This window comes from Prescottella defluvii, from assembly GCF_000738775.1.
In the GTDB taxonomy this organism is placed as follows: domain Bacteria; phylum Actinomycetota; class Actinomycetes; order Mycobacteriales; family Mycobacteriaceae; genus Prescottella; species Prescottella defluvii.
The window spans coordinates 15,105-40,479 of sequence record NZ_JPOC01000020.1 but is presented as its reverse complement, the minus strand read 5'-3'; the positions used below and the strand labels follow the sequence as shown (position 1 = coordinate 40,479).

General features: G+C 70.0%; 30 protein-coding genes. 18 read left to right on the top strand and 12 right to left on the bottom strand.

Annotated elements, in window-relative coordinates:
* Positions 1-27: 27 nt before the first annotated feature.
* The 4 genes from IJ15_RS0107115 to menD are packed head-to-tail and all read right to left on the bottom strand — an operon-like array spanning position 28 to position 3,528.
* Positions 28-726, bottom strand: a complete 699-nt coding sequence (locus IJ15_RS0107115; protein WP_156112045.1) for a demethylmenaquinone methyltransferase — start codon at positions 724-726, stop codon at positions 28-30.
* A 23-nt stretch (positions 727-749) separates the two neighbouring features.
* Positions 750-1,445 (bottom strand): phosphatase PAP2 family protein, encoded by a 696-nt coding sequence (locus IJ15_RS0107110; RefSeq protein WP_231569446.1) that lies wholly within the window; start codon positions 1,443-1,445, stop codon positions 750-752.
* A gap of 36 nt (positions 1,446-1,481) precedes the next feature.
* A complete protein-coding gene (locus IJ15_RS0107105; RefSeq protein ID WP_031937650.1) occupies positions 1,482-1,904 on the bottom strand; it encodes a DUF3592 domain-containing protein in 423 nt (140 codons plus the stop codon).
* A gap of 7 nt (positions 1,905-1,911) precedes the next feature.
* Positions 1,912-3,528, bottom strand: a complete 1,617-nt coding sequence (menD, locus tag IJ15_RS0107100; protein WP_031937649.1) for a 2-succinyl-5-enolpyruvyl-6-hydroxy-3-cyclohexene-1-carboxylic-acid synthase — start codon at positions 3,526-3,528, stop codon at positions 1,912-1,914.
* A 75-nt stretch (positions 3,529-3,603) separates the two neighbouring features.
* Between menD and IJ15_RS0107095 the strand changes: the two genes are divergently transcribed.
* Together IJ15_RS0107095 and IJ15_RS0107090 are read left to right on the top strand one after the other, a co-directional pair.
* Positions 3,604-4,203, top strand: a complete 600-nt coding sequence (locus IJ15_RS0107095; protein ID WP_031937648.1) for a flavin reductase family protein — start codon at positions 3,604-3,606, stop codon at positions 4,201-4,203.
* Between the two features lie 73 nt (positions 4,204-4,276).
* Positions 4,277-5,101 (top strand): siderophore-interacting protein, encoded by an 825-nt coding sequence (locus tag IJ15_RS0107090; protein WP_031937647.1) that lies wholly within the window; start codon positions 4,277-4,279, stop codon positions 5,099-5,101.
* 62 nt (positions 5,102-5,163) lie between these two features.
* Here IJ15_RS0107090 and IJ15_RS0107085 read toward each other — a convergent pair whose 3' ends face one another.
* From IJ15_RS0107085 to IJ15_RS0107075, 3 genes are read right to left on the bottom strand one after another with little or no spacing between them, the layout of a single operon-like run.
* Complete coding sequence (locus IJ15_RS0107085) at positions 5,164-5,610, bottom strand: DUF6918 family protein (RefSeq protein WP_031937646.1); 447 nt, start codon at positions 5,608-5,610, stop codon at positions 5,164-5,166.
* Between the two features lie 46 nt (positions 5,611-5,656).
* On the bottom strand, positions 5,657-6,655 hold the full coding sequence (locus tag IJ15_RS0107080) for an o-succinylbenzoate synthase (RefSeq protein WP_031937645.1): 999 nt from the start codon (positions 6,653-6,655) through the stop codon (positions 5,657-5,659).
* Positions 6,655-7,302 (bottom strand): PaaI family thioesterase, encoded by a 648-nt coding sequence (locus IJ15_RS0107075; protein WP_031937644.1) that lies wholly within the window; start codon positions 7,300-7,302, stop codon positions 6,655-6,657. Before IJ15_RS0107075 ends, IJ15_RS0107080 begins: the two co-directional genes overlap by 1 nt.
* Positions 7,303-7,397: 95 nt before the next feature.
* Between IJ15_RS0107075 and IJ15_RS0107070 the strand changes: the two genes are divergently transcribed.
* The 14 genes from IJ15_RS0107070 (at position 7,398) to IJ15_RS0107005 (ending at position 18,022) form a co-directional block, all read left to right on the top strand.
* Entirely contained in the window at positions 7,398-8,291 is an 894-nt protein-coding gene (locus IJ15_RS0107070; protein ID WP_031937643.1) for a 1,4-dihydroxy-2-naphthoyl-CoA synthase, read from the top strand.
* 113 nt (positions 8,292-8,404) lie between these two features.
* On the top strand, positions 8,405-9,028 hold the full coding sequence (locus tag IJ15_RS0107065) for a dienelactone hydrolase family protein (RefSeq protein ID WP_031937642.1): 624 nt from the start codon (positions 8,405-8,407) through the stop codon (positions 9,026-9,028).
* Positions 9,029-9,102: 74 nt separating this feature from the next.
* On the top strand, positions 9,103-9,552 hold the full coding sequence (locus IJ15_RS0107060) for a hypothetical protein (protein WP_031937641.1): 450 nt from the start codon (positions 9,103-9,105) through the stop codon (positions 9,550-9,552).
* A gap of 73 nt (positions 9,553-9,625) precedes the next feature.
* Positions 9,626-10,006, top strand: coding sequence for a VOC family protein (locus IJ15_RS0107055; RefSeq protein ID WP_031937640.1), 381 nt, complete (start codon positions 9,626-9,628; stop codon positions 10,004-10,006).
* Between the two features lie 207 nt (positions 10,007-10,213).
* Positions 10,214-11,431: an inorganic phosphate transporter gene (locus tag IJ15_RS0107050; protein ID WP_031937639.1), complete on the top strand. Its 1,218-nt coding sequence runs from the start codon at positions 10,214-10,216 to the stop codon at positions 11,429-11,431.
* A 13-nt stretch (positions 11,432-11,444) separates the two neighbouring features.
* Positions 11,445-11,717 carry a hypothetical protein gene (locus IJ15_RS0107045; RefSeq protein WP_031937638.1) on the top strand — a complete coding sequence of 91 codons (273 nt, stop codon included), beginning with the start codon at positions 11,445-11,447 and terminating at the stop codon, positions 11,715-11,717.
* 151 nt (positions 11,718-11,868) lie between these two features.
* Complete coding sequence (locus IJ15_RS0107040) at positions 11,869-12,201, top strand: DUF3349 domain-containing protein (protein WP_031937637.1); 333 nt, start codon at positions 11,869-11,871, stop codon at positions 12,199-12,201.
* 22 nt (positions 12,202-12,223) lie between these two features.
* Positions 12,224-12,526 (top strand): DUF3349 domain-containing protein, encoded by a 303-nt coding sequence (locus IJ15_RS0107035; protein ID WP_031937636.1) that lies wholly within the window; start codon positions 12,224-12,226, stop codon positions 12,524-12,526.
* Between the two features lie 41 nt (positions 12,527-12,567).
* Complete coding sequence (gene menE, locus IJ15_RS0107030) at positions 12,568-13,740, top strand: o-succinylbenzoate--CoA ligase (protein WP_031937635.1); 1,173 nt, start codon at positions 12,568-12,570, stop codon at positions 13,738-13,740.
* Between the two features lie 247 nt (positions 13,741-13,987).
* Positions 13,988-14,512 (top strand): hypothetical protein, encoded by a 525-nt coding sequence (locus IJ15_RS0107025; protein WP_051918601.1) that lies wholly within the window; start codon positions 13,988-13,990, stop codon positions 14,510-14,512.
* A 380-nt stretch (positions 14,513-14,892) separates the two neighbouring features.
* Entirely contained in the window at positions 14,893-15,444 is a 552-nt protein-coding gene (locus IJ15_RS0107020) for a hypothetical protein (RefSeq protein ID WP_031937633.1), read from the top strand.
* Positions 15,445-15,580: 136 nt separating this feature from the next.
* On the top strand, positions 15,581-16,105 hold the full coding sequence (locus IJ15_RS0107015; protein ID WP_031937632.1) for a hypothetical protein: 525 nt from the start codon (positions 15,581-15,583) through the stop codon (positions 16,103-16,105).
* A gap of 115 nt (positions 16,106-16,220) precedes the next feature.
* Entirely contained in the window at positions 16,221-17,195 is a 975-nt protein-coding gene (locus IJ15_RS0107010; protein WP_031937631.1) for a daunorubicin resistance protein DrrA family ABC transporter ATP-binding protein, read from the top strand.
* Positions 17,192-18,022, top strand: a complete 831-nt coding sequence (locus IJ15_RS0107005) for an ABC transporter permease (protein WP_031937630.1) — start codon at positions 17,192-17,194, stop codon at positions 18,020-18,022. Before IJ15_RS0107010 ends, IJ15_RS0107005 begins: the two co-directional genes overlap by 4 nt.
* 3 nt (positions 18,023-18,025) lie before the next feature.
* Here the strand turns inward: IJ15_RS0107005 and IJ15_RS0107000 are convergent, their stop codons facing one another.
* Positions 18,026-21,361, bottom strand: a complete 3,336-nt coding sequence (locus IJ15_RS0107000) for an ATP-binding protein (RefSeq protein WP_031937629.1) — start codon at positions 21,359-21,361, stop codon at positions 18,026-18,028.
* Between the two features lie 69 nt (positions 21,362-21,430).
* Between IJ15_RS0107000 and IJ15_RS0106995 the strand changes: the two genes are divergently transcribed.
* Positions 21,431-22,300: a 1,4-dihydroxy-2-naphthoate polyprenyltransferase gene (locus IJ15_RS0106995; RefSeq protein WP_031937628.1), complete on the top strand. Its 870-nt coding sequence runs from the start codon at positions 21,431-21,433 to the stop codon at positions 22,298-22,300.
* 29 nt (positions 22,301-22,329) lie between these two features.
* On the opposite strand, the gene IJ15_RS0106990 is transcribed toward IJ15_RS0106995, so the two are convergent.
* Both IJ15_RS0106990 and IJ15_RS0106985 read right to left on the bottom strand, forming a co-directional pair.
* Positions 22,330-22,710 (bottom strand): phage holin family protein, encoded by a 381-nt coding sequence (locus tag IJ15_RS0106990; protein WP_031937627.1) that lies wholly within the window; start codon positions 22,708-22,710, stop codon positions 22,330-22,332.
* A 52-nt stretch (positions 22,711-22,762) separates the two neighbouring features.
* A complete protein-coding gene (locus tag IJ15_RS0106985) occupies positions 22,763-23,116 on the bottom strand; it encodes an inorganic pyrophosphatase (protein WP_031937626.1) in 354 nt (117 codons plus the stop codon).
* A gap of 70 nt (positions 23,117-23,186) precedes the next feature.
* Between IJ15_RS0106985 and IJ15_RS0106980 the strand changes: the two genes are divergently transcribed.
* Positions 23,187-23,516 (top strand): hypothetical protein, encoded by a 330-nt coding sequence (locus tag IJ15_RS0106980; protein ID WP_031937625.1) that lies wholly within the window; start codon positions 23,187-23,189, stop codon positions 23,514-23,516.
* On the opposite strand, the gene IJ15_RS0106975 is transcribed toward IJ15_RS0106980, so the two are convergent.
* Entirely contained in the window at positions 23,495-24,244 is a 750-nt protein-coding gene (locus IJ15_RS0106975) for a lysophospholipid acyltransferase family protein (RefSeq protein WP_031937624.1), read from the bottom strand. The two genes, IJ15_RS0106980 and IJ15_RS0106975, sit on opposite strands and share 22 nt — an antisense overlap.
* Positions 24,245-24,348: 104 nt before the next feature.
* On the bottom strand, positions 24,349-25,188 hold the full coding sequence (locus tag IJ15_RS0106970) for an SDR family NAD(P)-dependent oxidoreductase (protein WP_031937623.1): 840 nt from the start codon (positions 25,186-25,188) through the stop codon (positions 24,349-24,351).
* Positions 25,189-25,375 lie beyond the last annotated feature (187 nt).

Here is a 25,375-nt window from a genome sequence, read left to right as displayed (position 1 = left end):
GGCTCACCGGGTGGCGCGTGAGCGGGCTCACCGGGTGGCGCGGTGCAGCGCCACGACGCCGCCGGTGAGGTTGCGCCACTGCACGTTCCGCCAGCCCGCGGCCTCGATGCGCTCGGCGAGCTGTTCCTGCGTCGGCCATGCCCGGATGGACTCGGCGAGGTAGACGTAGGCGTCGGGGTTGCTGCTGACGGCGCGGGCGACCTGCGGCAGCGCCTTCATCAGGTATTCCATGTAGACGGTGCGGAACGGTCCGAACACCGGGGTGGAGAACTCGCTGACGACGAGGCGGCCGCCGGGCTTGGTGACGCGCGCGATCTCGCGCAGGCCGGCGTCGAAGTCGGACACGTTGCGCAGCCCGAACGAGATGGTGGCGGCGTCGAACACGCTGTCGGCGTACGGCAGGTGCATCGCGTCGCCCGCGACCATCGGGACTCGCCGTCCGCGGCCGGCGTGCAGCATGCCCTTCGAGAAGTCGGTGGCGACCACCCACGCGCCGGACCGGCCGAGTTCGACGGTGGAGACGCCGGTGCCGGCGGCGAGGTCGAGGACCCGCTCCCCCGGCTTCAGATCGAGCGCCGCCCGCGTCGCCTTCCGCCAGCTGCGGTCCTGCCCGAACGACAGGATCGTGTTCGTCAGGTCGTAGCGCTTCGCGACGCCGTCGAACATGGATGCGACCTCGTGCGGATCCTTTTCGAGCGAGGCCCGCGATCCGTGTGTTTCTGCCACGTCGGAAGACGCTACCAACCGGCTCATGCGTCGACGTCCGCCACCGGGTTCTCGCCGGTCGGGTCCGGCTGGGGGCGGTCCTCCGCGGCCGGGGCACGCCGGGTCAGCGTGCGCGCCTTGCCTCGCGCCCACGGCACGAGCATCACGACGACGGCGACGGTGACGGTGGAACCGAGGATCACGCCGGCGAGGACGTCGTGCGGGTAGTGCACGCCCTGCAGGACGCGGGCCGCGCCGATGAGGCCGGCCAGGGCGATCACGAGACCCCGCTGCAGCGACGACAGCACCCGGTCGGACGCGAGGACGATGGCTGTCGCGATGCCGACGGCGATGACGGTGTGGTTGCTCGGGAACGACCAGTCGCCGACGGCGGGACAGTCGGGCAGCGCGAGTTCGACCCGGCAGGGGCGGTCCTCGCGGACGACCATCTTGACCGCCTCGCTGAGCGCGTACGCGACGACGACACCGAAGCCGCCCATCAGCAGGTCACCGAGGTGCGGGGATCGGGTGCGCCACATCTGCACGGCGAGAACCGCGTACAGCGCGACGAGGACGAGCAGTCCGCCGTCGGCGATCAGCTCGACGCCCGGCAGTTCGGAGGTGTGCGGGACGATCGCCCGGTAGATCGCCGCACCGACGTCGCGCAGCAGGTAGAGCGCCACCACCAGCACCGCGGCGGCGATCAGCATCATCCCGGCGCGTTCCGAAGTTCTCCGCATTCGGACGAGCTTAGAAACCCTTCCTGAGTGAACTTCTCAGGAACCCTCGGTGTCGACCTTCCGGCGGAGCACCAGCAGGGCGGGCAGTGCCACGATCCACGTCACGACGATCACCGACCCGGCGGGCACGATCGCGACGCGGGCGTCGCGTCCCGCGACCCGCACCAGGTCGGGGTCGCTGCGCGCGTACTCGACGTCGATGCGCTGCCCCGCGGTGAGTTTGGTCGGGTAGAGGACGCCCAGTCTGGGGTTGTGGGTGACACCGTCGGGGGTCACGAAGCTGACCGCGGACCGCAGCGATCCGGCGGACAGCACCTCGGCGGTGGCGGTGCCCATGTCGGATTCGATGGTCCGGTCGTTGCGCCACGCGGCGAGCACCAGCAGGACCGCGAGCACCGAGATCCCGGTGGCCACGGCGACGACGGCGACCTGCACGCGGTGAGCGATGCGGGGACTCACGACGGCCTCACAGCTGCGCCCGTACCGCGGCGTGCAGTTCGCGCAGACCGGACCGCTGGGTGGTCACCTCGAGCACGCGGACGCCCTCCCCCGGCGACGTCAGGGCCGCGGTCAGGTCCGCCAGGTTCACCCGGCGGTGCGGGACCCGGTAGGCGGCGCACAGCGCGGCCAGGTCCATGCCGTGCGGGGTGCCGAAGACCCGCTCGAACACGCCCGCGTACTGCGGGTCGCCCTGCTCGAGCAGTTCGAAGATGCCGCCGCCGTCGTCGTTGGCGACCACGATGGTCAGGTCGGCGGGACGGGGTTCGCCGGTGCCGATCAGCAGGCCGGACGCGTCGTGCAGGAACGTCAGGTCGCCGAGCAGCGCAACGGTCCGGCCCTCGCTCTCGTACGCGAGGGCCGCGCCGACGGCGGTGGAGACGGTGCCGTCGATGCCGGCGACGCCCCTGTTGGAGAGCACCTTCACCCCCGGTCGCGGATAGCTCACGAGGGCCGCGTCACGCACCGGGTTCGACGCCCCGAGCAGCAACTGGTCGCCGTCGGACAATGCTGCCGTCACCGCGGCCGCGACGTGCAGGCCGGTGACGTCCGGGTGCGCCGCGAGCTGCGAGTGCACGGCCTTGTCGCCGTGCTCCGACAGGGTTCGGCAGCGCGCGATCCACGCCGGGTCGGGCTCGCCGGACACCACGGCGCGGGTGCCGGTGGCGAGGACGTTGCCGGAGACGTCGGGCCAGCGCGGACCGGTGGTGAGCGCGTACACGGCGACGGCCGGGTCGGCGAGCAGCTTCGACACCGGGCGGTGCAGCGTGGGGCGGCCGGTGATGATCGCCTGACGGGGTTTGAGCTGCGGCAGCGCCAGCGGGTGCAGCGGGATGCCGTGCATCGGCGCGGTGGGTTCGGCAACCGTCGGCAGGTGCGCCAGTTCGGGCCGGTAGGCGGACCCGTGCCCGGAGATCACGACCGTGTCGGGGGTGATGTCGAGGTCCATCGGGACGTCGAGGGTCGCGTGCATCGTGGTGGTCCAGGCGGCGCCGTCGGGCCGGCCTTCCGGCACCGGTCCCTGCGCGTGGACGTCGGGCACGAGCGGCTCGCGCAGCGGGATGTCGAAGTGCACGGGCCCGGCGTTGCCGGAGCGGGTGCCGCGGGCGGCGGCGAGGACGCGGCACACCGCGCTGCGCCACTGACTGTTCTGGTCCTCGCCGTCCTCGGCGAGACCGAGGCTGATGGTGGCGCGGACCTGGCTGCCGAACAGGCCGAGCTGCTCGACCGTCTGATTGGCGCCGGTGCCGAGCATCTCGTACGGCCGGTTCGCGCTGAGCACGACCAGCGGGACGCGCGCGTAGTTGGCCTCGAGGACGGCGGGGGCGAGGTTCGCGACGGCCGTGCCGGACGTCATGACGATCGGCACGGGCCGACCGCCCGCGACCGCGAGACCCACCGCGAGGAAGCCCGCGGTGCGCTCGTCGATCCGCATGTGCAGGCGCAGTCGCCCGGCGGCGTCGGCGGCCTGCAACGCGAACGCGAGCGGGGCGTTGCGCGAACCCGGGCAGAGCACGACCTCACGTACCCCGCCGCGGACCAGTTCGTCGACGACGGCGGTGGCTTGTGCTGTGGACGGATTCACGCCTTCCAGATTGGCAGACGCGGCGCTGGCCGTCCCAGTCGGCATCGGTGCGCGGTCACTGCGACGATGGTCCGCATGGCACGCACAGTCTTCGATCCGCGCACCGTCGGTGCGGGCGAGTTCTATCGGGTACTGACCGCATCGATCGTGCCGCGGCCGATCGCGTGGGTGTCGACACTGTCGGCCGACGGGGTGCCGAACCTGGCGCCGTACAGCTTCTTCACGGTGTCGAGTTCGAATCCGCCGGTGGTCCAGTTCACGTCGGTCACCCGCAAGGACAGCCTCCGCAATGTCGAGAAGACCGGCGAGTTCGTGATCAATCTGGCCACCGAGGCGCTGGTCGACGCGGTCAACGCCAGTTCGGCACCCTACGAGCCGGGCACCGACGAGTTCGCGGCTCTCGGGATCGTCAGCGAGGCGAGTGAGCGGGTTCGGCCGCGGCGGGTCGCAGCGTCACCGATCGCGATCGAATGCTCGTTGCGGCAGGTCGTCGAGGTGGGTGAGTCGTTCGTGGTGATGGGCGACGTCCTCGCGGTCGCGGTGCGCCCCGAGGCCCTCGCGGCCGACGGACTGCCCGAGTTCGCGAGGATCGCTCCGCTGAGCCGGCTCGGCCGCGACGAGTGGGGCATGACACCGCCGGTGCGGCGCATCACCCGTCCGGGCCGGCCGGACTGACCGCTCCGACCACGACACGACGGTTCCGCATTAGGGTTGGCTAACCACCACCCGATCTCGCGGACGGAATGCCATGGCCAAACGCTCCAAGTTCGTCAAGCCCGACCATCGCGCCGTCGTCTCGGCGCACGTGCTGGGCGCCAAGCAGGTCAGCCCGTCGTTCATCCGCGTCACCATCGGCGGCCCGGACCTGGCGGGGTTCACCCCGATGGGCTTCGACCAGTGGTTCCGGATTTTCATCCCGGACACCGGGCAGACCGAATTCAAGCTCCCGAGTTCGGCGGGCAGCCTCTGGTACGCCCAGTTCAAGCTGATCCCCAAGGACTCGCGACCGATCCTGCGGAACTACACGGTCCGCGAATTCCGCCCCACCGGTGGAGCTTTCGGCGACGGCCCCGAACTCGACATCGACTTCGCCTCACACGGCGACCTCGGACCGGCGTCGGCGTGGGCCAACACCTGCTCGGCGGGCGACCCGCTGGGCCTGCTCGACGAGGGCCTCATCTACAACCCCACCCCCGACGCCCGCTGGCACCTGTTGGTGGGCGACGAGTCCGCACTGCCCGCGATCGTCGGGATCCTGCGCTCGGCCGAACCGGGCGCGCGGATCCGGGCGTACATCGAGATCCCGCATGCAGAGGACAAGCAGGACGTGCCCGTGCGCGATGACCTCGAAGTGCACTGGCTGGTGCGCGAGGAGGCCGAGGCGCGGCCGGGTGAACTCGCCCTCGCAACGCTGCGCGCAGCCGACCTGCCCGACGGGCCGCTCTACGCGTTCGTCGCCGGCGAGAGCGAACTCGCGACCGGCGCGCGCCGGCACCTGGTCGCGGACCGGCACGTGCCCAAGACCGACATCGCGTTCACCGGATACTGGCGCCACGGCCACGCGGCGTACTGAAACCCCCGAGGCGACAGTGGGCCCGCCCGGTACGCACCGGACGGGCCCACTGTCTCGGCCGACTAGGCCGCGTGCTTCTGCACCACATCACCCAGACGCGGAAGCGCCTCGATCACGTGCTTCTTCGCCGACGGACGCAGGGTCGAGTAGACCTTCTTGATCGCGCCCTTGTCGCTGCCCTCGATGCGCTCGTCGGTGACCCCCAGGAGGGCGTCGGCGGCGGCGTCGCTGCGTGCGGTCAGGAAGGCCGAGAAGCTGCCCTCACCGCTAGCCGCGAATTCCTGCCAGAACGGCTCGAGCCGCGCGACGAACGCCGGGAGCAGACCCTCGATGGCGTCGGGGACGATCGACGGACCGACCTTCTTGACCGCCGAGTACCCGCCCTTGAGCGCCAGTCCGGACGCACCCTTCTTGTCCGAGACCTCCGCGTCGACGAGCGCCTGGACATCCGCTAGCACCGCGGGCATCCGAGCCTCGTTCAGCAAGGTTTCGTTCAGAGCTGCAACCACTTTCAAAGCCTCCGTATCGACTGGTCCAATCCTGGCGGGCACGACACTATACGAGGCCGGTATCCGTGCCGGTGACCAGCAGTTCGTGGCAGCGGCGCAGCCGGTCGCGCCACCAGTGGGCACGCGCGTGCGGTGCGGCCAGATCGGTGAGCCGATCGGGGTCCGGGAGGACCGGACTCGCATCGAGGGTGCCGTCGACCATCACACGCGGTTCGCCCGTGACATCGGCGTCGAACAGTCCCCCGGTCCCGAGGCCGCACGCGTGCGCCAGCCCGGGCAGCGCGGCCGCCGCGGCCAGACCCGCGTTCATCCCGACGGCCGTGTCCAACGCACTCGACACCACCACCGGCACTCCGTGACCTGCGAGTTCGTCGGCCAGCGCGAGCAGTCGGCGCATGCCGCCGAGCGGCGGCACCTTGACCACCGCGACGTCCGCGCCGCCGACCCGCACCACCTTCAGCGGGTCCTCGGCGCGGCGGATGCTCTCGTCGGCCGCGATCGGCACACCCGGCATTCTGCGGCGGACCTCGACGAGTTCGGGCACGCTCGCGCACGGTTGTTCGGCGTACTCGAGCGGTCCGTCGGCGGTCAACGCGGCGAGCGCACGGACGGCCTCGTCGACGCTCCAGCCGCCGTTGGCGTCGACGCGCACGTTCGGGACGAACTCCCGCACCGCGTTCACCCGGGCGACGTCGTCGGCGAGACTCTGCCCCTTCTCGGCGACCTTCACCTTCGCGGTGCGGGCGCCGGGGAACCGGGCCAGGATCTCCGGCACCTGGTCGGGGCCGATCGCCGGCACGGTCGCGTTGATCGGCACCCGCGCCCGGACCGGTGTCGGCGGACCGACCCACGCGGCTTCGATGCCTGCCCGCAACCAGTGCGCGGCCTCGGCGTCGTCGTACTCGGGGAACGGTGCGAACTCGCCCCACCCGGCCGGGCCCTCGAGCAGCAGTGCCTCGCGAGTGGTGATGCCCCGGAAGCGAACCCGCATCGGCAGGCTCACCACACGGGCCCCGGCCAGGACGTCGTCGAGGGGCGGGAGGATCACGGCTGGCCCGGCAGCAACTGGACCATCAGGGCCTCGCAGTCGGCGAGGACGTTGCCGTCCAGGTCGCGCAGTTCTGCGGTGCAGAACAGCTTGCGTCCCTCGATACGGTCGACACGCCCCTCGACGACAAGCTCGGTCTCGATGGGGGTGACCTTGCGGTAGTTGACGTGCAGGTACCCGGTGCGGGCGATGGGGTGGCCCGACGCATGCACGATCATGCCGAGCATGTCGTCGAACAGCAGCGCGATGGTGCCGCCATGCGCGGCACTGTTGCCGCCACGGTGGTAGAGCCGGAACACACCCCGCGCCCGGACACCGTCGGTGGCGACCTTGTCGAACTGCCACGGCAGCAGCAACAGGCTGCCGCGCCCGGGCAGTTGCGAGTTGAATCCGGCCGGGGACTCGCCCTCCGGGACCTGATACGGCTCGAGCAGGTCGGCCAGTGCCCCGGCCTGCTCGATGGCCTGTCGCGCGACGTCGTCGGGAACGTGTGTGGAGACCGCGAGGTCCTGCAGTCTCCGGAAGGACTCGACGAACTCCGCGAAGTTCGGGCCCGCCTGCACCGGCGTGAACATCGGGAAGCCACCGTGGTGTTCGTGGACGTCCTCGCCGGATCGGACGCCGGACTGCACTGATTCGCTCATGGCTGCACGGTATCGCCGGAACGGGGCGGTTCCGGTGCGAGGTGCGGCCCGACACTCCGACGACCGGGGCCCAGCCAGGGCCTATCCTCGGGTCCGTGACCTTCAATCCGCAGCTCTGGCGTCCAGTCCCCGGTTTCGAGGACCTCACCGACATCACGTACCACCGTCATGTCACCGAGGGCATCGTCCGCATCGCGTTCGATCGCCCCGAGGTGCGGAACGCGTTCCGCCCGCACACCGTCGATGAGTTGTACCGCACCCTCGACCACGCGCGGATGACGTCGGATGTGGGCTGCGTGCTGCTCACCGGCAACGGCCCCAGCGAGAAGGACGGCGGCTGGGCGTTCTGCTCGGGCGGCGACCAGCGCATCCGCGGCCGCAGCGGCTACCAGTACGCGTCCGGCGAGACCGCCGAGACCGTCGACCCGGCCCGCGCGGGACGCCTGCACATCCTCGAGGTGCAGCGCCTGATCCGCTTCATGCCGAAGGTCGTCATCGCCCTCGTCAACGGTTGGGCCGCGGGCGGCGGGCACAGCCTGCACGTCGTCTGCGACCTGACGCTGGCGTCGCGTGAGCACGCCCGGTTCAAGCAGACCGACGCCGACGTGGGCAGCTTCGACGGCGGCTACGGCAGCGCGTACCTCGCGAAGATGGTGGGCCAGAAGTTCGCCCGCGAGATCTTCTTCCTCGGCGACACCTACACCGCCGAGGACATGCACCAGATGGGCGCGGTCAACAAGGTCGTCGACCACGACGAACTCGAGAACGTCGCGATCGAGTGGGGCACCAAGATCAACGGCAAGTCGCCGCAGGCGCAGCGCATGCTCAAGTACGCGTTCAACCTGCAGGACGACGGCCTGGTGGGCCAGCAGTTGTTCGCCGGCGAGGCCACGCGACTTGCGTACATGACCGACGAGGCCGTCGAGGGCCGCGACTCGTTCCTGCAGAAGCGGGACCCGGACTGGTCGCCCTACCCCTGGTATTACTGAGCCCCTGCCGCTCCGGTTCTCGTCGTGCCGCGTCCCCGATCGGGGGCGCGGCACGACCATTTTCGGAGCGGTACGGACTGGGCGCGGAGCCTGATCGGGTGTGCAATGGAGGAATGAGCACCGAGGTCACGTTCGACGTCGACGGTGTGCGCCTGTCGGGCGCCTCGACCGATCCGGTCCGTGCCCTGCCGGTGGTGGTGTTCGCGCACGGCAGCGGTAGCGGGCGGTTCAGTCCGCGCAACCGGTTCGTCGCCGGGCTGCTGCAGGACGCGGGCCTGGGCACTCTGCTGTTCGACCTGCTCGCCCCGCACGAGGAGGGCGACCGTCGGCTCGTGTTCGACATCCCGCTGCTCTCGTACCGACTGCTCGAGGTCACCGCGAAAGTGCACGAGCGGACGGAGTCGGTCGCGTACTTCGGTGCGAGCACCGGTGCGGCCGCGGCCCTGCACGCCGCCGCCGAACCGCACGCCGACATCGCCGCGATCGTCTCCCGCGGCGGCCGCCCCGACCTGGCGGGCTCGCGCCTGTCGATGGTGCGGGCGCCGACGCTGCTGCTGGTCGGCTCGCTCGACACCGCGGTGATCGAGCTGAACCGGAAGGCCGCGACGCTGCTCGAGTGCGAACACGAGGTGGAGATCGTGCCGGGCGCGACGCACCTGTTCGAGGAGCCCGGCACGCTGGACATGGTGGCCGCGCGGGCCCGCGACTGGTTCGTCGCGCACGGATCTCGATCGTGAAGGATTCCTCTCGGGTACCGACGGAGATCCTTCAGAATCGCGGGGCGCGGGGCGGCGGCGGGCAGACTGGACCCATGGCCGTCGACCGCGAGCAGCCCGCACCGGAACATCGCCGCCCGAGCGGAGTCACGGACGCCACCGTCGAGGCGGTCGGCAAGCTGTCCGAGGCGCTCGAGACGGTCGAGCAGGCCCGCGGCCACCTGTATGCGTTCCACCAACTGCTGGGCCGCGCGGACCTGCAGTTGGGTGAGGCCGTCGAGAAGCTGCGCGCGTCGGGTCACCCCGACTGCGCCGAGCGGCTGCGGACGGCGATGGTGGGGCGCAACGTGCTCGACGGCCGGTGGACGTTCCAGATCGTCGAGGAGTTCGACGACGGCTACTGGACGGAGTTCCGCGACCACGAGAAGGCGGTGCGCGATGCACTGTTGGGCGGGCGCCGGCACCTGTACGAGTCCGATATGAAAGAGGAGCGGCGGACGCACGGTCGCCCGGGGCACGAGGCCCGTCCGGGCGGCGACGAGTGAGGCCGCGGCAGGTGACGCCTCGGCGAGTGGATCGGGGAGAATCTCCCGGCAACAGCAGCAGGAGGACATGAGCGTGGAAATTCTCAGCAGCCGGACGATTCTGCGGCCCCGCGACTACGAGGTGACGCTGGCGTTCTACCGCGACGTGCTGGGTCTGGCGATCGCCCGCGAATACCCCGGCGGCACAGTGTTCTTCGTCGGCCAGGGCCTGCTCGAGGTGACCTCCCACGGCGGCACCGAGCTCGACACCCGGTTCTCGGGTGCCCTGTGGATGCAGGTGCGGGACCTGGCCGTCGCCCAGCAAGATCTGGTCCGGGCGGAGGTGCCGATCGTGCGCGAGGCCCGGCAGGAGCCGTGGGGCCTGCACGAGATGTGGATCGCCGATCCCGACGACGTTCCGATCGTGCTGGTGCAGATTCCGGCGGACCATCCGATCCGCCGCGACCAGCGCTGACGGCGCCGCCGGGGACCCACCGCGGGCCGCCGCGGCGCCGACGGCCGCGAGCACCAGGCCGCACACACCCGCCACGCCGACGAATAGTGAGTGTCGCCACACCCGGGGAACCGTCTTGCGAGGTGATGGGACAGGGTAAACCTTGTTCACCGATTGTTCATCGGCCGCTCGCTGTACTTTTGCGCTTTCGATACGCACAATTCGCTTGTGACCGCAGAGCTCGTCGTTCTCTTGGTAGTGGTCGTCACTGCCCTCGCATTCGATTTCACGAACGGCTTCCACGACACCGGGAACGCGATGGCCACGTCCATCGCCACCGGCGCACTCCGACCGAAGGTCGCAGTGGCACTCTCTGCAACCCTCAACCTGGTTGGCGCCTTCCTGTCCGTGGAGGTCGCCGCGACCGTCGCCAAGGGCGTGGTCAATCTCGGGACCGTCAGCGGCGAGGACCTGCTGCTGATCGTGTTCGCCGGCCTCGTCGGCGGCATCCTCTGGAACCTCGCGACCTGGCTGTTCGGCATGCCGTCCAGTTCGTCGCACGCCCTGTTCGGCGGCCTGATCGGTGCGGCGATCGCCTCGATCGGTATGAGCGGCGTCGAGTGGGGCGGTGTGCTCGGCAAGGTCATCCTCCCGGCGCTGCTCGCCCCCGTGGTCGCCGCGCTCGTCGCCGCCGTCGGCACCAAGCTGATCTACCGCATCACCCGGGACGTCCACGAGGACACCAAGGGCAAGGGCTTCCGCATCGGCCAGGTCGGCACGGCATCCCTGGTCTCGCTCGCGCACGGCACCAACGACGCCCAGAAGACGATGGGCGTGATCTTCCTGGCACTGGTCGCCCACGGCACCATCACCGCGGACAGCGAGATGCCGTTCTGGGTCAAGTTCACCTGCGCCGTGGCGATCGCCCTCGGCACCTACCTCGGTGGCTGGCGCATCATCCGGACCCTCGGCAAGGGACTCGTCGAGATCTCCGCGCCGCAGGGCATGGCCGCGGAGTCGTCGTCGGCAGCGATCATCCTCACCTCGAGCCACCTCGGCCTGCCGCTGTCGACCACCCACGTCGCGACCGGATCGATCCTCGGCACCGGACTCGGCCGCAAGGGCGCCGAGGTCCGGTGGGGCGTCGCCGGCCGCATGGCGGTGGCCTGGCTGATCACCCTGCCGTCCGCCGGTATCGTCGGCGCGATCTGCTGGGCCCTGGCGCACATGATCGGTGGCCTGCCGGGCGTCCTCGTGGTGTTCGCGCTGCTGATCGCGCTGTCGGCGGGCATGTACGTCCGGTCGCGTCGCGAACCGATCGACCCCAGCAACGTCAACGCCGAGTGGGAGGGGGGCCTGGCGCCCGCGAACGGCACCGCCGACGCTGCTTCGGCCGCCGCGGCCGACCAGACCACCGACTCCGAATCCACCATCCGCAAGAGCTGAAGGCAGACGACCGATGGATCTTCTCGCGCAGACCGCCAACTCGCTGTGGCAGGTCGTCCTCGTCGGACTGCTGCTCGGTGCAGGCCTGCCCGCGATCTTCGCGCTGGGTCTCAAGTCGCTGTCGCTGGGCGCACAAACGGGCCCCGACGGGCAGATGTCGGCGTCGCCCCTCGGCAAGCTCGGCGCCGCCGCGTGCTTCGCAACCGTGCTGATCGCGATCATTGCTGGGATACTGATGTTGATGCAGGACTTCCTGGCCAGCAGCTTCGGCATCCACGTCTTCTGAGTGAGGAACGCACCGCACCGCGTACCCACTCCTTCGTGAAAGTGATCGCACCGTGACTGATGACTCGCACCGCTCGACGACTGACGGCTCACGCCGCGGGGCGACTGACGACGCGCACCGCACGGCACCCAAGAGCACGCTCCGCGTAGTCCTGGACTGGCTCCGCGCGGGATATCCGGAGGGGATTCCCGCCAAGGACCATTTCGCGTTGCTCGCCGTCCTGGGCCGCCGCCTGACGGACGACGAGATCGGGCAGATCGTCGAGTTGTCGATCGAGACCGCCCACGAGCATCCCGACCGGCACGTCGACTACGACGCGCTCAAGAGCATCATCGCCGGCGTCATCAGCGAGAAGCCGACCGAAGAGGACATCGCCCGGGTCACCGAGCGCCTGGCCGCGGGTGGCTGGCCCGTCGTGGCCGACGACCACGACGCGCACCACGCCGGCGAGCGGGAAGCGCCGAGAGCTCACCAACACCACTGACGGACCGAGTTCAGGAGCACCATTGAGCCTGCCTCCGTTTCTCTCCTCGATCATCGACTGGCTGCGCGCCGGTTACCCCAACGGCGTTCCCGAACAGGACTACGTCCCACTGTTCGCTCTCCTCACCCGCCGACTGTCGGAGGACGAGGTCGGGATCGTGACCGCGGCCCTCGTCGACGACGGTGACCTGCCGATCTCGAAGACCGACATCCAGGTGCTCATCACCAAGATCACCAACGAGATGCCCCTCGAATCCGACGTGGACCGGGTGCAGTCGCACCTGGCGTCCGGAGGATGGCCGCTCGCCGGTCCGCCGGTGACCTGACCCGCGTCCGATCCGGACGCTCCCCGTGAAACCATCGAAGCGTGACGGTTCTGCGCACCCTTCCGATTCCCGCCGGTACCGCGGTGACGGCCCTTCTCCCCCGTCTCGAACGGCTCCTCGACGGCGGCGGCCCGCCGCTCCTGCCGGTACCCGAGCAGGACGAGAAGGAGACGAACCGCCTCCGCGGCGCCCTGCGCCCGGATGAGGCCATCGACGACGTGCCGGACGCCGATGACATCGCGCTCGTGATGGCGACGTCGGGCACCACCGGGGTTCCCAAGGGCGCGCTGCTGACGGCCCGCGCACTCCGTGCCAGCGGCGACGCGACACACCGCCGGCTCGGCGGGCCCGGGTCGTGGCTGCTGGCGCTGCCCGCACATCACATCGCCGGGATGCAGGTGCTGCTGCGCAGCGTGCTGGCCGGCGCCGCCCCCGTCGTCGTCGACGTCACCCGGGGCTTCGATCCGTCGACGCTGCCGGCGGCCGTGGGGGCGATGACCGGTTCCCGTCGCTACACGTCGCTGGTACCGACGCAACTGGTCAAGGCCCTCGACGACGACGCGGCGACGTCCGCGCTCGCCGAACTCGACGGCATCCTCCTCGGTGGTGCCGCGACACCGGCGCCGCTGCTGCGCCGGGCGGTCGACGCCGGGTTGACGATCGTGCGGACCTACGGGATGAGCGAGACCTGCGGTGGATGCGTCTACGACGGCGCCCCGCTGGACGGGGTGCGGGTCCGGATCGCGGACGGCTCCCGGGTCCTGCTCGGCGGCGAGACGCTTGCCTCGGGGTACCGCGGGATTCCGGATCACCCGGCCTTCGCGGAACCCGGCTGGTTCCGCACCGACGACGCGGGAACGGTCGTCGACGGCATCCTGACGATCCGGGGGCGGCTGGACGAGGGCATCTCCACCGGGGGCCTCACGGTCGTCCCGCAGGTTGTCGAAGCGGTCCTGATGGAGCACCCGGACGTGCGCGAGTGCGCGGTGCTCGGCGTCCCCGACGAGCGACTCGGACAGAAGGTGGTGGCGGCGATCGTGCCGGCGGCCGGGACGGCCCCCACCGTCGACGACCTGCGGGCCCATGTCTGCGCTGCGCTCGATGCGTCGGCGGCGCCGCGAGAGGTGCGCCTCGTCCGGGCACTTCCGCTGCGGGGGCCGGGCAAGGTGGACCGCAGGGCGCTGCAGACAGCCTGGGGTCGAACGAACAGTTGATCCGATAGCCGGTCGAGACCAGATTGTCACCTGCCCGCGAGGGCGGGTCCGACGCGCCGGTTCACGCTGCCCAGCAGGGGTATCACGGCGGAGGTGGACCGTTCACCGACACCGCCCCGATGGCCGATTCCCGCGAAAACCACTGCCCGGAAACATAAATGGTCCATGCTTCGCATGTGATCTTGGTTTCGGGGAACCGAGCACCGCGATCGCCTGTCCACCGACACTCCATCGACAAGGGTTGATCATGCACACACGTTCATCTCAGCTGCTGCGCCGCGCGACCGTCGGGGCCGTGCTCCTCTGCATTCCTGCCTTCGCCGCACCCGCGCTCGCCGGTGCGGAAACCGCGGAACTCACAAGCCCCACAGTGACATTCACCGTCACCGACGGCACCTTCGATCTGACACTCGACAACCCCAACAGCGATCCGACCAGCAGTTGCGGAGCATTCGTGGTCCAGACCGCGAAGCTCCTCGTGCTCGAGGAGGATCCCGCCAAGTTCACCGAGCCCGGCTTCCTGACCTGGCGCACCGCATCCGGTGAGCGCGTCGGTCCCGACTCGTCCAGCACCTACACCTTCGACGCCCCCGCCGGCCTCTACGCCGTTGTCGGCGAGTGTGATTCGCCGACGCATCCGCAGTGGTCCACGAGCGAACCGCAGATGGTATCGATTCCGAGCCAGCAGACCGGCAGTTCGAGCACACCGCCCGCGAACGTCGCGGGCATCGCTCGCGCCCTCCTCTCCGGCGGCTCACTCGCCGCAGAATAGGACCCGGGTCGGACCGTCGGCCGGGCCGGGGAAATCCCCGCCCGGCCGATGCGAACCGACCGCCCCGATATTCGGATAGTTGAACAAGCAATTGAATACTCATCGAATGCCGATTACCGCAATGGAATTGTTACACAAGCCCCAAACCGCCTCGGCCTGAATGAATACTCGCTGATCAAGCGCCATTACCGGCCAGTACGAATGATGCAACCCGGTGACCAACGACTCGAAAATCGTTACGTTCCGAAAACGTTCGCCTTGCGAGAACTTGACCCAAGCCCGATGCTTCTCCCCAGTGATCTTGGTTTCGGGTCTGGGTTTCGGGGAGCCGGGCACCGCGATCACGTGTTTAGAACACTCATCATCAACAGGAGTTGTCCATGCACGTGCGTACTCGAAATCTGTTCACCCGCAGCCTCGCCGGAGTCGCGATCGCCGGGGCCGCCGCCATCGCCGCCCCTGCACTCGCATCGGCCGCTCCCGCGGTCACGGCGCCCACGGTCACCGCTGCTGCCGCCGGCAGCACCATCGCGGTGACGGTGGCGAACACCAACAGCGACGCCGACGTCACCTGTGGCGCCCACGCTTTCGCCGCGTCGCGCGCGAGTGAACTCGAGGCGGATCCCTCGAAGCTCTTCGAGCCCGGATTCACCTACTGGAAGGTCTCCGACAGCGCCCGTGTCGGCGCGTCCGACACCAAGTCCTTCACGACCCCGGACTTCAACGACGGCGTGTTTGCCGTTGTCGGCGAATGCACTTCGGCCACAGGTACGCCGGTACTCGGCAAGCCGCAGGTCGTCAGCCTGCCCGAGGACGCAATCTTCGGCAGCCTCCGGAACGGCGCACTCGAGAACGTCCTCGACTTCGTCCTGGGCGGCAACATCGACGGACTGATCGGGGCCATCTCGGCAGGCTCGTCTCAGCCCGCCTGAGAGACGACCCGCACCACAGAACGTGCGCAGCGGTCCGGACACCAGTCGGGGATGCCCGGGCCGCTGCGCATCCTTTCCTGATCGACTCGCCGCGGCCGTCTCGTGATGAGGCGGCCACCGCCGAAAGGTCCGCACCATGCGCTCACGTTCCACCTCGCTCGTCGGCCGTCTGGCTGCGGGAACCGCCGTCGCCGCGGCGGCCCTGCTCGCTGCTCCCGCACTCGCGTCCGCCGCACCCGCCACCTTCACGGGACCGACCGTGACCGCGGCGGCCGACGGAGACGCGATCGCCGTCTCCATCACCAATCCCAACGTCGACCATCCGACGAGCACGTGCGGTGCCGTCGCGATCGACTCCGCCAAGGTGCCCGAGGCGGCAGACGACCCGCTCAAGCTGCTCGAGCCCGGATTCGTCGCCTGGACCAGCGGTCTCGACAGTGTGGGCGCCGGTGTCACCAAGGAGTACACGACGCCTGCACTCGCCGGTGGCATGTACGCCGTCGTCGGCGCGTGTGTGTCGCTGACCAATCCGGTTCCCGAACTCGGCGAACCGATCCTCGTCGGCGTCGGTGACACCTTCGGCAGCCTCGGGACGATCACCGGTAGTCTCGGCACCTTCCTCCCGAACATCGGCGACCTGATCGGCGGCCTGCTCAAGTAGTTCGACCCGCACGAAGACCGGGCCCGCGACGCAGTGCGTCGCGGGCCCGGGGCGTGTCCGGGGCACGCAAGCGTGACGCAAGGACGGTGCAAGAAGGTTCCGTCAAGGTTGTGCGATGAACCTCGATACCTCACCCCCGGCCATCGAGGCCGTCGGGCTCGTCAAGACCTTCGGACAGCAGCGTGCGGTGGACGGCGTCAGCCTCACCGTGCCGACCGGCTCGGTGTACGGCGTGCTCGGGCCCAACGGCGCCGGCAAGACGACGACCGTCCGGATGCTCGCAACCCTGCTGCGTCCCGACGGCGGCGAGGCCCGCGTCTTCGGCCGGGACGTCGTCCGTGAAGCGACGGCCGTCCGATCCCTCGTCGGTGTCACCGGCCAGTACGCGTCGGTGGACGAAGACCTCACCGCCACAGAGAATCTCGTGATCTTCTCGCGACTGCTCGGCCTCGGCCGGACCGAGGCGAAGCGCAAGGCCGTCGAGCTCCTCGAGGAGTTCGGACTCACCGAAGCGGCGTCCAAGCCGCTGAAGAACTTCTCCGGCGGAATGCGCCGACGCCTCGACCTCGCCGCCAGCCTGATCGCCCGTCCTCCACTGTTGTTCCTCGACGAGCCCACCACGGGACTCGACCCGCGCACCCGAGCACAGATGTGGGAGACGATCCGCCGGCTCGTCGCCGACGGATCGACGGTACTGCTCACCACGCAGTACCTCGACGAGGCCGACCAACTGGCGGACCGGATCGCGGTGATCGACCGTGGGCGCGTGATCGCCGACGGCACCGCCGACGAACTCAAGGCGTCGGTCGGGGTGTCCGCGCTGCAGCTGACGCTCGCCGATCGGGGCCGCACCGACGAGGCCCGGTCCGTGATCTCCACGATGCTCGGCATCGAGGCCGCCGTCACGCCGGAGTCCGGACGCATCACCGCACCGCTGACCGACCCGACGATCACCGCGGACCTGCTGGTGCGCCTGCGCGATCGGTCGATCGCGGTGGACGAGATCACCGTGTCGAAGCCGAGTCTCGACGAGGTCTTCCTCACCATCACCGGGCACGACACCGCCGAGTCCGAAGGGGACGCCGCATGACCACCACCATCACCTCCCCCGCGCGCGAACACGACACCCGGACGTTCGAAGTCACCGAACGTATCGGGCTCCGGGACGCGATTGCCCACACCGTCACGATGGCCTACCGCGGCATCCTGAAGATCAAACACAATCCCGAGCAGTTGTTCGACGTGGTGATCCAGCCGGTGATCTTCACGTTCATGTTCACGTACATCTTCGGTGGCGCGATCTCGGGGGACGTGAAGTCGTACCTGCCGATCATCATTCCGGGCATCCTGGTGCAGACCGTCATCACGGCGTCGATCGTGACGGGCACCCAGTTGCGGGAGGACATGGACAAGGGTGTCTTCGACCGGTTCAAGTCGCTGCCGATCGCGCGCGTCGCACCGCTGTCCGGGGCCCTGCTCGCGGACGTCGTCCGGTACGCCATCGCGACGACCATCACGATCGTCGTCGGTATCGCGATGGGCTACCGGCCCAGCGGCGGGGTCGTCGGCGTCGTCTGTGCCGCACTGCTGATCATGGTGTGCGCGTTCGCGATCAGCTGGATCTTCGCACTGATGGGTGTGCTGATGCGCAAGGCTTCTGCCGTCCAGGGCGTCTCGATGATGATCCTGTTCCCGCTCACGTTCATGTCGAACGCGTTCGTGCCCGCCGACACGATGCCGGGGTGGATGCAGGCGTTCGTGAACGTCAACCCCGTCTCGCACCTGGTGACCGCGGTCCGCGAGCTCGCCAACGACGGCCACTTCGGAATCCACGCGGTGTGGGCACTGCTCGGTGCCGCATCGATCGTCGCGATCATGGCCCCGCTCACGGTACGGACCTACATGCGCAGGACGTGACGTTCACGATTCCAGAGCGGCGAGGATCTCGAGTATCTCGCGGCGCGCGGCGGCGCGCGACGTCCGATCCACGGACGCCAGCGCCGCCGCGACGGCGTCCTCACCGAGGGTCCTCCGCGCCACGGCGAGGTGGCGATCCAGACGCATCGACGGATAGTCCTGGCGGGCATTGGCTTTCGTCGCCAGTGCCAGCAATCGCACCGCCCGCTCGACGTCACGTCCGGTGACGATGCGGAATCCTCCGACAGCGCACGCGACCGCCCCGGTCTGGGGAAGGTCCGGATACCCGTTGGCCCCGAGGCGCTCGATTGCGACGGCTTCGAGCCGAAGCGCCAGATCCACGACCGGTTCCGGGCGCCCCGCGAGCACGTGCGCATCCACGGCCGCCGACGCCACCATGACCTCCATGGGGTCGGCGGGAAACTCGCCCGCGAGACCACCGGCGTGCCCGGCCGCACGCCGATACTCGGCCAGGCCCCGATCCACGGCTCCGACGGCCAGATCCGCCTCGGCCGTGCTCGCCGACAACGACGCCTGGTTGTAGGCGTCGTGATCGCTGCTCGCGGCGGCGCTCGAAGCACTCGCGTGCATCGGCACGAGCGCGGCCAGTTCGACGCGGGCGTCGGCGATCCGGCCGGCACCGATCAACGCGGCCACCATGAACCCGCGCACCTGCAGGCTCTCGTCGTACAGGTGCATCTCCCACAGTCCGTCGGCGGAACGCCGGTAGAACTCGACCGCCTCGGTGTAGCGGGCGGACTGGGAGTACAGGCTGCCCAGGTGCTGGCACACCATCGCCAGACCCCACGAGTCGTTCAGCTCCTCGGCCAGGTCGAGGGCCCGCCGGGCGTCGGACTCCGAGCCGAACAGGTCGCCGTTGTTCTCCCGCAGGTTGGAGCGCGCAACCAGTCCGGCGCTGCGCGCCGCGGGATCGGCCGAGCGCACCGCTCTGGCGAGCGCCCGCGCCAGGCCGCGCCCCGAGCCCGGCACCAGCAGCAGTGTGGCGTTCACCCGCGACGACTCGCTGATGTCGGTTCGGGTGGCGAGCAGTCGCCGCAGGCGTGTGCGGGCGACCGCGAGGCCACGCAGATCGCCGCCCATCGCCACGTGAGCGCCGGCCAGCACGTAGGCCGCCGTCAGGAGGTCGCCGGGTACGTCCTCGGGGGCGAGCCCGGAATCGTCGAGCTCGAGTACCCTCGGCGCCCACGCGAACACCTCGGAGTGCGCGCCCCGCAGGGACCACATACCCCCGAGCACCGGGAACACCGTGAAGACGGTCCGGACCAGTCTCTCCGACAGGGCGTATCGGAGCACCGCGAGCAGGTTGTCGTGCTCGGCCTCCATCCGGTGCGCCGCCGCGATCTGCCGCCCCGACATGAAGTCGTGGAAGGTGGCTCGCGCGAATGCGTCCGCCCAGTCGACCGTTCGGCGCCGCACCTCGGCAGCCTCGTCGGCATCGGACTGCTCCTCGCCGAACTCCCGCACGGTCTCGAGCATGTGGTAGCGCAGCCCCACGGAGTCGGCGCCGTCGGGCGGTTCGACGACCGACAGCATCGACTGGTTCACCAGGCCTTCGAGAGCGTCCGCGACATCGTCGACCGCACCCCACCGCGCCACGGCGATCGCGGCGTCCGACGTGAAACCGGCCGGGAACCGGCACATCCGGCGCAGCGCCGCCCGCTCCGGTTCCTCGAGCAGGTTCCAGCTCCAGTCGATCACCGCGCGGAGCGTGCGATGTCGTTCCGGCGACGTACGGTCCCCCGAGCGCAGCAGCGTGAACCGGTCCACCAGTCGGGTGTTGATCTCCTCGACGGTGAGCGTGCGCACCCGCGCGGCCGCGAGTTCGATCGCGAGCGGCAGGCCGTCCAGGGTCCGGCACAGGCGCTCGACCTCACCGTCGTCCAGACGTACCGAGGGGCGCACCGCCAGCGCGCGTGCCCGGAACAGTTCGGTGGCGGGCGAACCGTCGTCGTCGATCGCCAAGGGTGGCAACGGATACACCGCCTCTGCGGTGATCGACAGCGGCGACCGGCTGGTGGCGAGGACCGCGAGGTGCGGGCTCGCGGCGATCAGGTCGGACACCACGTCGGCGACGTCGTCGACGAGGTGCTCACAGTTGTCGAGGATCAGCAGCGACGGCCGGGACGACAGCGCGTCACGCAGCCGCTGGCGCGCGTCGTGGATCCGGGTGCGGGTGAGCGCTCCCGGCGTGAGGTCGGCCTCGCTGAGGCCGAGGGTGCCGCTGATCGCGGCGATCAGGTCCTCACCGCTGCGTAGCGGCGCGAGTTCGACCAGCGCGACCGGCATCCGGCCCGAGACCTCGGCTCCCACCGCGTGCGCCACCCGTGTCTTGCCGGTGCCGCCGGGTCCCAGGACCGTCACCACCCGCGACGACGTCAGCAACAGTTCCAGCGCCGCCAGATCGGCAGTCCGGCCGAGCAGCGGATTGGGCGCGGCGCGGAGCCCGATCACGTTGGGCAGCATCCGTGTTGCGGTCTCCGACGGGTCCGCGGTCTCCGGGGCGCCGGGCGACCCCGCCCGCGCCGCCGGACGATCGTCCCGATCACCCCGCAGAATGGCGGCGTTGAGGTCGACGAGCCGGGCCGACGGATCGACGCCCAGACGATCGGCCAACCGGCCACGCAACCTCGCGAACACCTCGAGCGCCTCCGCCGACCGGCCCGAGCCGTGCAGGCACTCCATGAGCAGCGCGTGCGCACCCTCGTCGAGCGGGGCCGTGCCGGCCGCGGCGCGGGCGATCGGCAGCGCGGCCGTGTACTCGCCGGACGCCAGCAGCGCCGCCAGTTCGACGGCTTCGAGCGCGCCGCGATGTGCCGCGGCCTCGGTGGCCAGGTCGTCGGCGAGGTCGCCGCCGGGAAGGTCCGCGCCCGGTTCGCCGCGCCACAGGGCCCGGGCCCGCCGCACCGCGTCGAGCGCGCCCCGATGGTCCCCGTCCGCGTGAGCTCGCCCGGCCTCCCGCGCGAGCAGACGAGCCCGCGCCAGGTCGACCTGCTCCGGCGCGAGAGCCAACCGGTAGCCGGCGGGGCCGGCCTCGATCGCCCCGTCCGGCAACGCCGAACGCAGCCGGGAGATCTGTGTGTGCAGGGCGTTGGCCGGGGACTTCGGCGGCGTCTCGCCCCAGACATCCTCGACGAGCGCTGCGGCACTGCGGCTGTGTCCGGGGCGTCGCGCGAGCGCCGCCAGCAGCGCGCGGGCACGCGGCCCGGGCAACGGAACCAGGACACCGTCGCGGCGTGTGGCGACGCCACCCAACAGCGCCACCTCGACGGGCGGCTCCGTGGGTGCCGGGGACTGGGGATCGCTCGTCACGGTTTGCACCGGCGACAAGCCTATGGGAGTACCGGACCGTGCGGCCACACGATCCGACGAGGGTGAAAGGATCGACACATGGCTTCTGTGTCCCAGTGGATCGAGGGCGCCCGACCGCGCACCCTGCCCAACGCGATCGCTCCCGTGTTCGCCGGTACGGGCGCCGCGGCGTCCCTCGACGGCGCGGTGTGGTGGAAGGCGCTGCTGGCGCTGCTGGTCTCGCTGGCGCTGATCGTCGGCGTCAACTTCGCCAACGACTACTCGGACGGCATCCGCGGGACCGACGACGAGCGGGTGGGGCCGCTGCGCCTCGTCGGGTCCGGGCTGGCCTCACCCGCCGCGGTCAAGGGCGCCGCGCTGGGTTGTTTCGCGGTAGCCGCCGTCGCCGGCATCGCCCTCGCGCTGGTCTCGGCGTGGTGGCTGATCCTGATCGGCGCGGTCTGCATCCTGGGCGCCTGGTACTACACCGGCGGCAAGAAGCCTTACGGCTACAGCGGTTTCGGTGAGATCGCCGTGTTCGTGTTCTTCGGTCTCGTGGCGGTGCTCGGCACCGAGTTCGTGCAGGCCGGGCGCGTCGACTGGGCGGGACTGCTGGCCGCGATCGCGGTGGGGTCGTACTCGAGTGCGGTGCTGGTGGCGAACAATCTGCGCGACATCCCCACCGACACCGAGTCCGGGAAGATCACCCTCGCAGTGAAACTGGGGGACGCCCGCACCCGCACGCTGCACCTGGTGCTGCTGGTCGTGCCGTTCGTGGTGACGCTCGCGCTCGTCGCCCGAACGCCGTGGGCGCTCGTCGGCCTGCTCGCACTTCCCCTGGCCGTCAAGGCGAACGCGCCGGTCCGCGGCGGTGGCCACGGACCGGCACTGATTCCGGCGCTCGCGGTCACCGGCCTGTCGATGCTGGTGTGGGCCACGGCGACCGGACTCGCGCTCGGGCTCGGCTGACCCGGCCGGGCTCAGCCGTCCCGGTCAGGTCACTTCCGGTCCGGGACCAGCGCACTGAGCACGACGTTCACCAGCGAGATGATCAGCGCGCCCCACACCGCGGTCCAGAAACCGTCGACACTCAGGCCCCACTCGGTCTGCGAACTGATCCAGGACGTGAGCATCAGCATCAGCGCGTTGATCACGACGGTGAACAGGCCCAGTGTGAGGATCAGCAGCGGCAGCGACAGCAGTTTCACGATCGGCTTCACGAACGTGTTCACGACGGTGAACAACAATGCGATGCCGAGAATGATCAGCACGTCGCTGCCGGTGCCCTCGCCCGAGTCGGCGATCGTGATGCCGCTCACCCACTGCGCGGCCAGCCAGATGGCGACCGCGTTGATCACCAGGCGTATCAGAAATGTCATGCCCACATGCTGGCACGAACGGGAACGCCGGGCGTAACGGGCGACCCGACCGTCAGGTGCGGCGGATCACGGCCGAATTCAGGCGCAGACGCTCGTGCAGGAAGTGCTCGACGGTGTCGATCTCGGCGGCCGAACAGTCCAGCAACAGCTTGACCTCGACGTCCCGCTTCGTCAGATCCGCGGTGAGCGCGACTCCCACCAGTCCGGCGCCCGCGGCGGAACCGCGAAACACGTCGACGCCCTCGGCGTCACCGCCGCCGGTGTCCTCGAGGAACCCGTAGTCGAGGGGATAGACCACCTCGGGGAACCGCGGGTGTGCACTGCCACGGGGACGGTCGATCCGGAGCGGGGCCCGGCGGATCAGCTCGTCGAGGGCCGCGAGGAACGAGGCCATGTTCGTGTCCATCACGCCAGCCTGCCACGCAAAAACCCGGAGAACGAGGACATTCCGAGCATTGCCGCACTAGCATCTGCGCATGACCGGGTGCCGAACCGACTGGTGGGCGACCCTCGGAGCGGGCACCCTCCTCGCCGCGGTCGGCCTCGCGGCCGGCGGATTCACGTTCTCCGGCGCCCCCTCGGTGACGGCCGGACGCGAGTACGGCGCCAGCCAGGCGGTCATGTATCTGCAGCAGCAGTCGGTCGACCCGACGGACGAGCAGTTGCAGCTGTGGTGCCGGCAGGGCGCGGACCTGTCCGCGCGCAGTCAGGTCTGGTACGACGGCGGCGTCATCCAGGTCGGCGAACTCGACCGGGAGCGTTTCACGGACGGCTGTTTCGAGAGCTACCGCGACGGCGTCCGCTGAGGGGTCGCGGCGTCGAACACCCCGTCCACCGCGGCCTGCATGTCGGCGGCCACCAGACGCGTGATGTCCATCGGTGTCGTCGGGAGGTCCCGCACCGGCGACGAGATGTAGACGTCGGCCGCAGCGCCGGGACGGTAACGGATGCCGAGGCACAGCAGCGCGGGGGCCGAGCCGAGCTTGCGGGCCTTCACCGCGATGTGCCCGATACCGCTGTTGATCTTCTGGACGCGGCGGGGGTCGGCGTCGTTGCAGGTCCCCTCGGGAAAGATCGCCAGCACGTCCCCGCGGTGGAGTCGCTGCGCGGAGATGTCCATCATCCGGCGGCCCGCATCCGCGACCGCCCGCATCCCGTGGTCCTTGCCGCGGAACACCGGGATCGACCCCATCATGTCGATCTTCCGGCGCAGCTTCGGATCCGCGAACAGCTCGTCCTTCGCGAGCACCCGGGTCCGTCCGATCACGCGGCGCAGCGGCGACTGCCATGCGGTCGCGGCGAGCGTGTACTGGTCGCGATCGCTCACGTGATTGGCGGCGACGATCAGTCGGGTGCCGCTGCCGAGCAGGTCCTGCAGCTGCCGGCGGGCACCGTCCGCGTAGCGGATTCGCGGCCGGAAGCGGGCACTGAGCGCGGCGTAGGCACCGCACGCGACGAGCCGATTCTGCCGATGGTCCAGGTAGAAGCGGTAGACGTCCTCGTAGTTCTCCAGCGTCACCGCGGGCCTGGTCATGTCGAGCCTCTCGTTCGGATGTCCCCCATCCGAAAACCCACGGTACACAACCTACGCGACCGTAGGTTGTGTACCGTGTCCGGTTCCGCCCGCTGCGACGAGGGTTACGGGTTGCGGGGACGGTTGGTCCAGCCGCCCTCGGGCTTGGGGAACCAGCCACCGGCCGCGTACGTGCCGCCGTCGACGTGCACGGTGGTACCCGTCGTGTACCGGCCCAGATCGGACGCCAGGAACAACGCGGCCCCGGCGACATCCTCCGGCTGACCGGGCCCGCCCAGCGGCGCCCACGTCGGCCACTTCGCCCACTCCTCCTCCGACAGCCACTCGGTGTAAGGCACCTGCACGGACTCGATCAGGTCCGGCGCGATCGCATTCACCCGGACACCGCTCCGTCCGGCCTCGACGGCCAGGCTGCGACCGAACTGCGTGACGGCCGCCTTGTAGGCCGCGTACACCGAGTGCCCGGGGATCGCCCGATGCGCCTCGACCGTCGTGAGGTTGATGATCGAACCGCCCCGGCCGCGCTCCGCCATGCCCGGCAGCAGCGCATGCGTCAGCCGCAGGACGTGGTCGAGGTTGATCGCGGCCACCTCGGCCCAGAACGCCGGCTGGGTGTCCTCGAACGGCCGGGGTGGACGCAGGAAGTGGCCGGCGTTGTTCACCAGGACGTCCGGCGCGAACTCGACGATCGCGCCGGGGATCGTCGAGTCGAGGACGTCGTGCTCGAGCACGTCGATCGCGCCGCCCGCCGCGGCGTCGAACTCCAGCGCGCGAGCCGCATCGCCTTCGATGTCGACGACCAGGACGTGCGCGCCGTGGGCCGCGAAGGACCGCGCGATCGCGGCACCGATCCCGTGGGAGCCGCCGGTGACGATCGCGCGCCTCCCCGACAGCAGCGGCCCCGGACTGAACACCGGGTGGGTGGATGCAGGTTGTGTCGACACGGTTCCTCCTGGGTCTGCGGATCGGGCCTCCGGCCCGATGTCACACACGTTCGATCCAACTGAACGCGTGTGACATTCGGCCACTATCCGGGGCTCGCGGACGCGGCGCAGACGCTTTCCCGGTTAACGAGAAACGACACCCGAGAGGGTTCTCCCGGCTGCCCGCGCAAACTTGTCGGTAGCCTCG

What these genes read in the sequence shown, in the direction of transcription:
- IJ15_RS0107110 (WP_231569446.1), bottom strand. Translation starts at nt 1,445, where the DNA reads ATGCGGAGAACTTCGGAACGCGCCGGGATGATGCTGATCGCCGCCGCG.
- IJ15_RS0107095 (WP_031937648.1), top strand. Translation starts at nt 3,604, where the DNA reads ATGGCACGCACAGTCTTCGATCCGCGCACCGTCGGTGCGGGCGAGTTC.
- IJ15_RS0107090 (WP_031937647.1), top strand. Translation starts at nt 4,277, where the DNA reads ATGGCCAAACGCTCCAAGTTCGTCAAGCCCGACCATCGCGCCGTCGTC.
- IJ15_RS0107075 (WP_031937644.1), bottom strand. Translation starts at nt 7,302, where the DNA reads ATGAGCGAATCAGTGCAGTCCGGCGTCCGATCCGGCGAGGACGTCCAC.
- IJ15_RS0107065 (WP_031937642.1), top strand. Translation starts at nt 8,405, where the DNA reads ATGAGCACCGAGGTCACGTTCGACGTCGACGGTGTGCGCCTGTCGGGC.
- IJ15_RS0107060 (WP_031937641.1), top strand. Translation starts at nt 9,103, where the DNA reads ATGGCCGTCGACCGCGAGCAGCCCGCACCGGAACATCGCCGCCCGAGC.
- IJ15_RS0107045 (WP_031937638.1), top strand. Translation starts at nt 11,445, where the DNA reads ATGGATCTTCTCGCGCAGACCGCCAACTCGCTGTGGCAGGTCGTCCTC.
- IJ15_RS0107025 (WP_051918601.1), top strand. Translation starts at nt 13,988, where the DNA reads ATGCACACACGTTCATCTCAGCTGCTGCGCCGCGCGACCGTCGGGGCC.
- IJ15_RS0107020 (WP_031937633.1), top strand. Translation starts at nt 14,893, where the DNA reads ATGCACGTGCGTACTCGAAATCTGTTCACCCGCAGCCTCGCCGGAGTC.
- IJ15_RS0107015 (WP_031937632.1), top strand. Translation starts at nt 15,581, where the DNA reads ATGCGCTCACGTTCCACCTCGCTCGTCGGCCGTCTGGCTGCGGGAACC.
- IJ15_RS0107010 (WP_031937631.1), top strand. Translation starts at nt 16,221, where the DNA reads ATGAACCTCGATACCTCACCCCCGGCCATCGAGGCCGTCGGGCTCGTC.
- IJ15_RS0107005 (WP_031937630.1), top strand. Translation starts at nt 17,192, where the DNA reads ATGACCACCACCATCACCTCCCCCGCGCGCGAACACGACACCCGGACG.
- IJ15_RS0106995 (WP_031937628.1), top strand. Translation starts at nt 21,431, where the DNA reads ATGGCTTCTGTGTCCCAGTGGATCGAGGGCGCCCGACCGCGCACCCTG.
- IJ15_RS0106990 (WP_031937627.1), bottom strand. Translation starts at nt 22,710, where the DNA reads ATGACATTTCTGATACGCCTGGTGATCAACGCGGTCGCCATCTGGCTG.
- IJ15_RS0106985 (WP_031937626.1), bottom strand. Translation starts at nt 23,116, where the DNA reads ATGGACACGAACATGGCCTCGTTCCTCGCGGCCCTCGACGAGCTGATC.
- IJ15_RS0106980 (WP_031937625.1), top strand. Translation starts at nt 23,187, where the DNA reads ATGACCGGGTGCCGAACCGACTGGTGGGCGACCCTCGGAGCGGGCACC.
- IJ15_RS0106975 (WP_031937624.1), bottom strand. Translation starts at nt 24,244, where the DNA reads ATGACCAGGCCCGCGGTGACGCTGGAGAACTACGAGGACGTCTACCGC.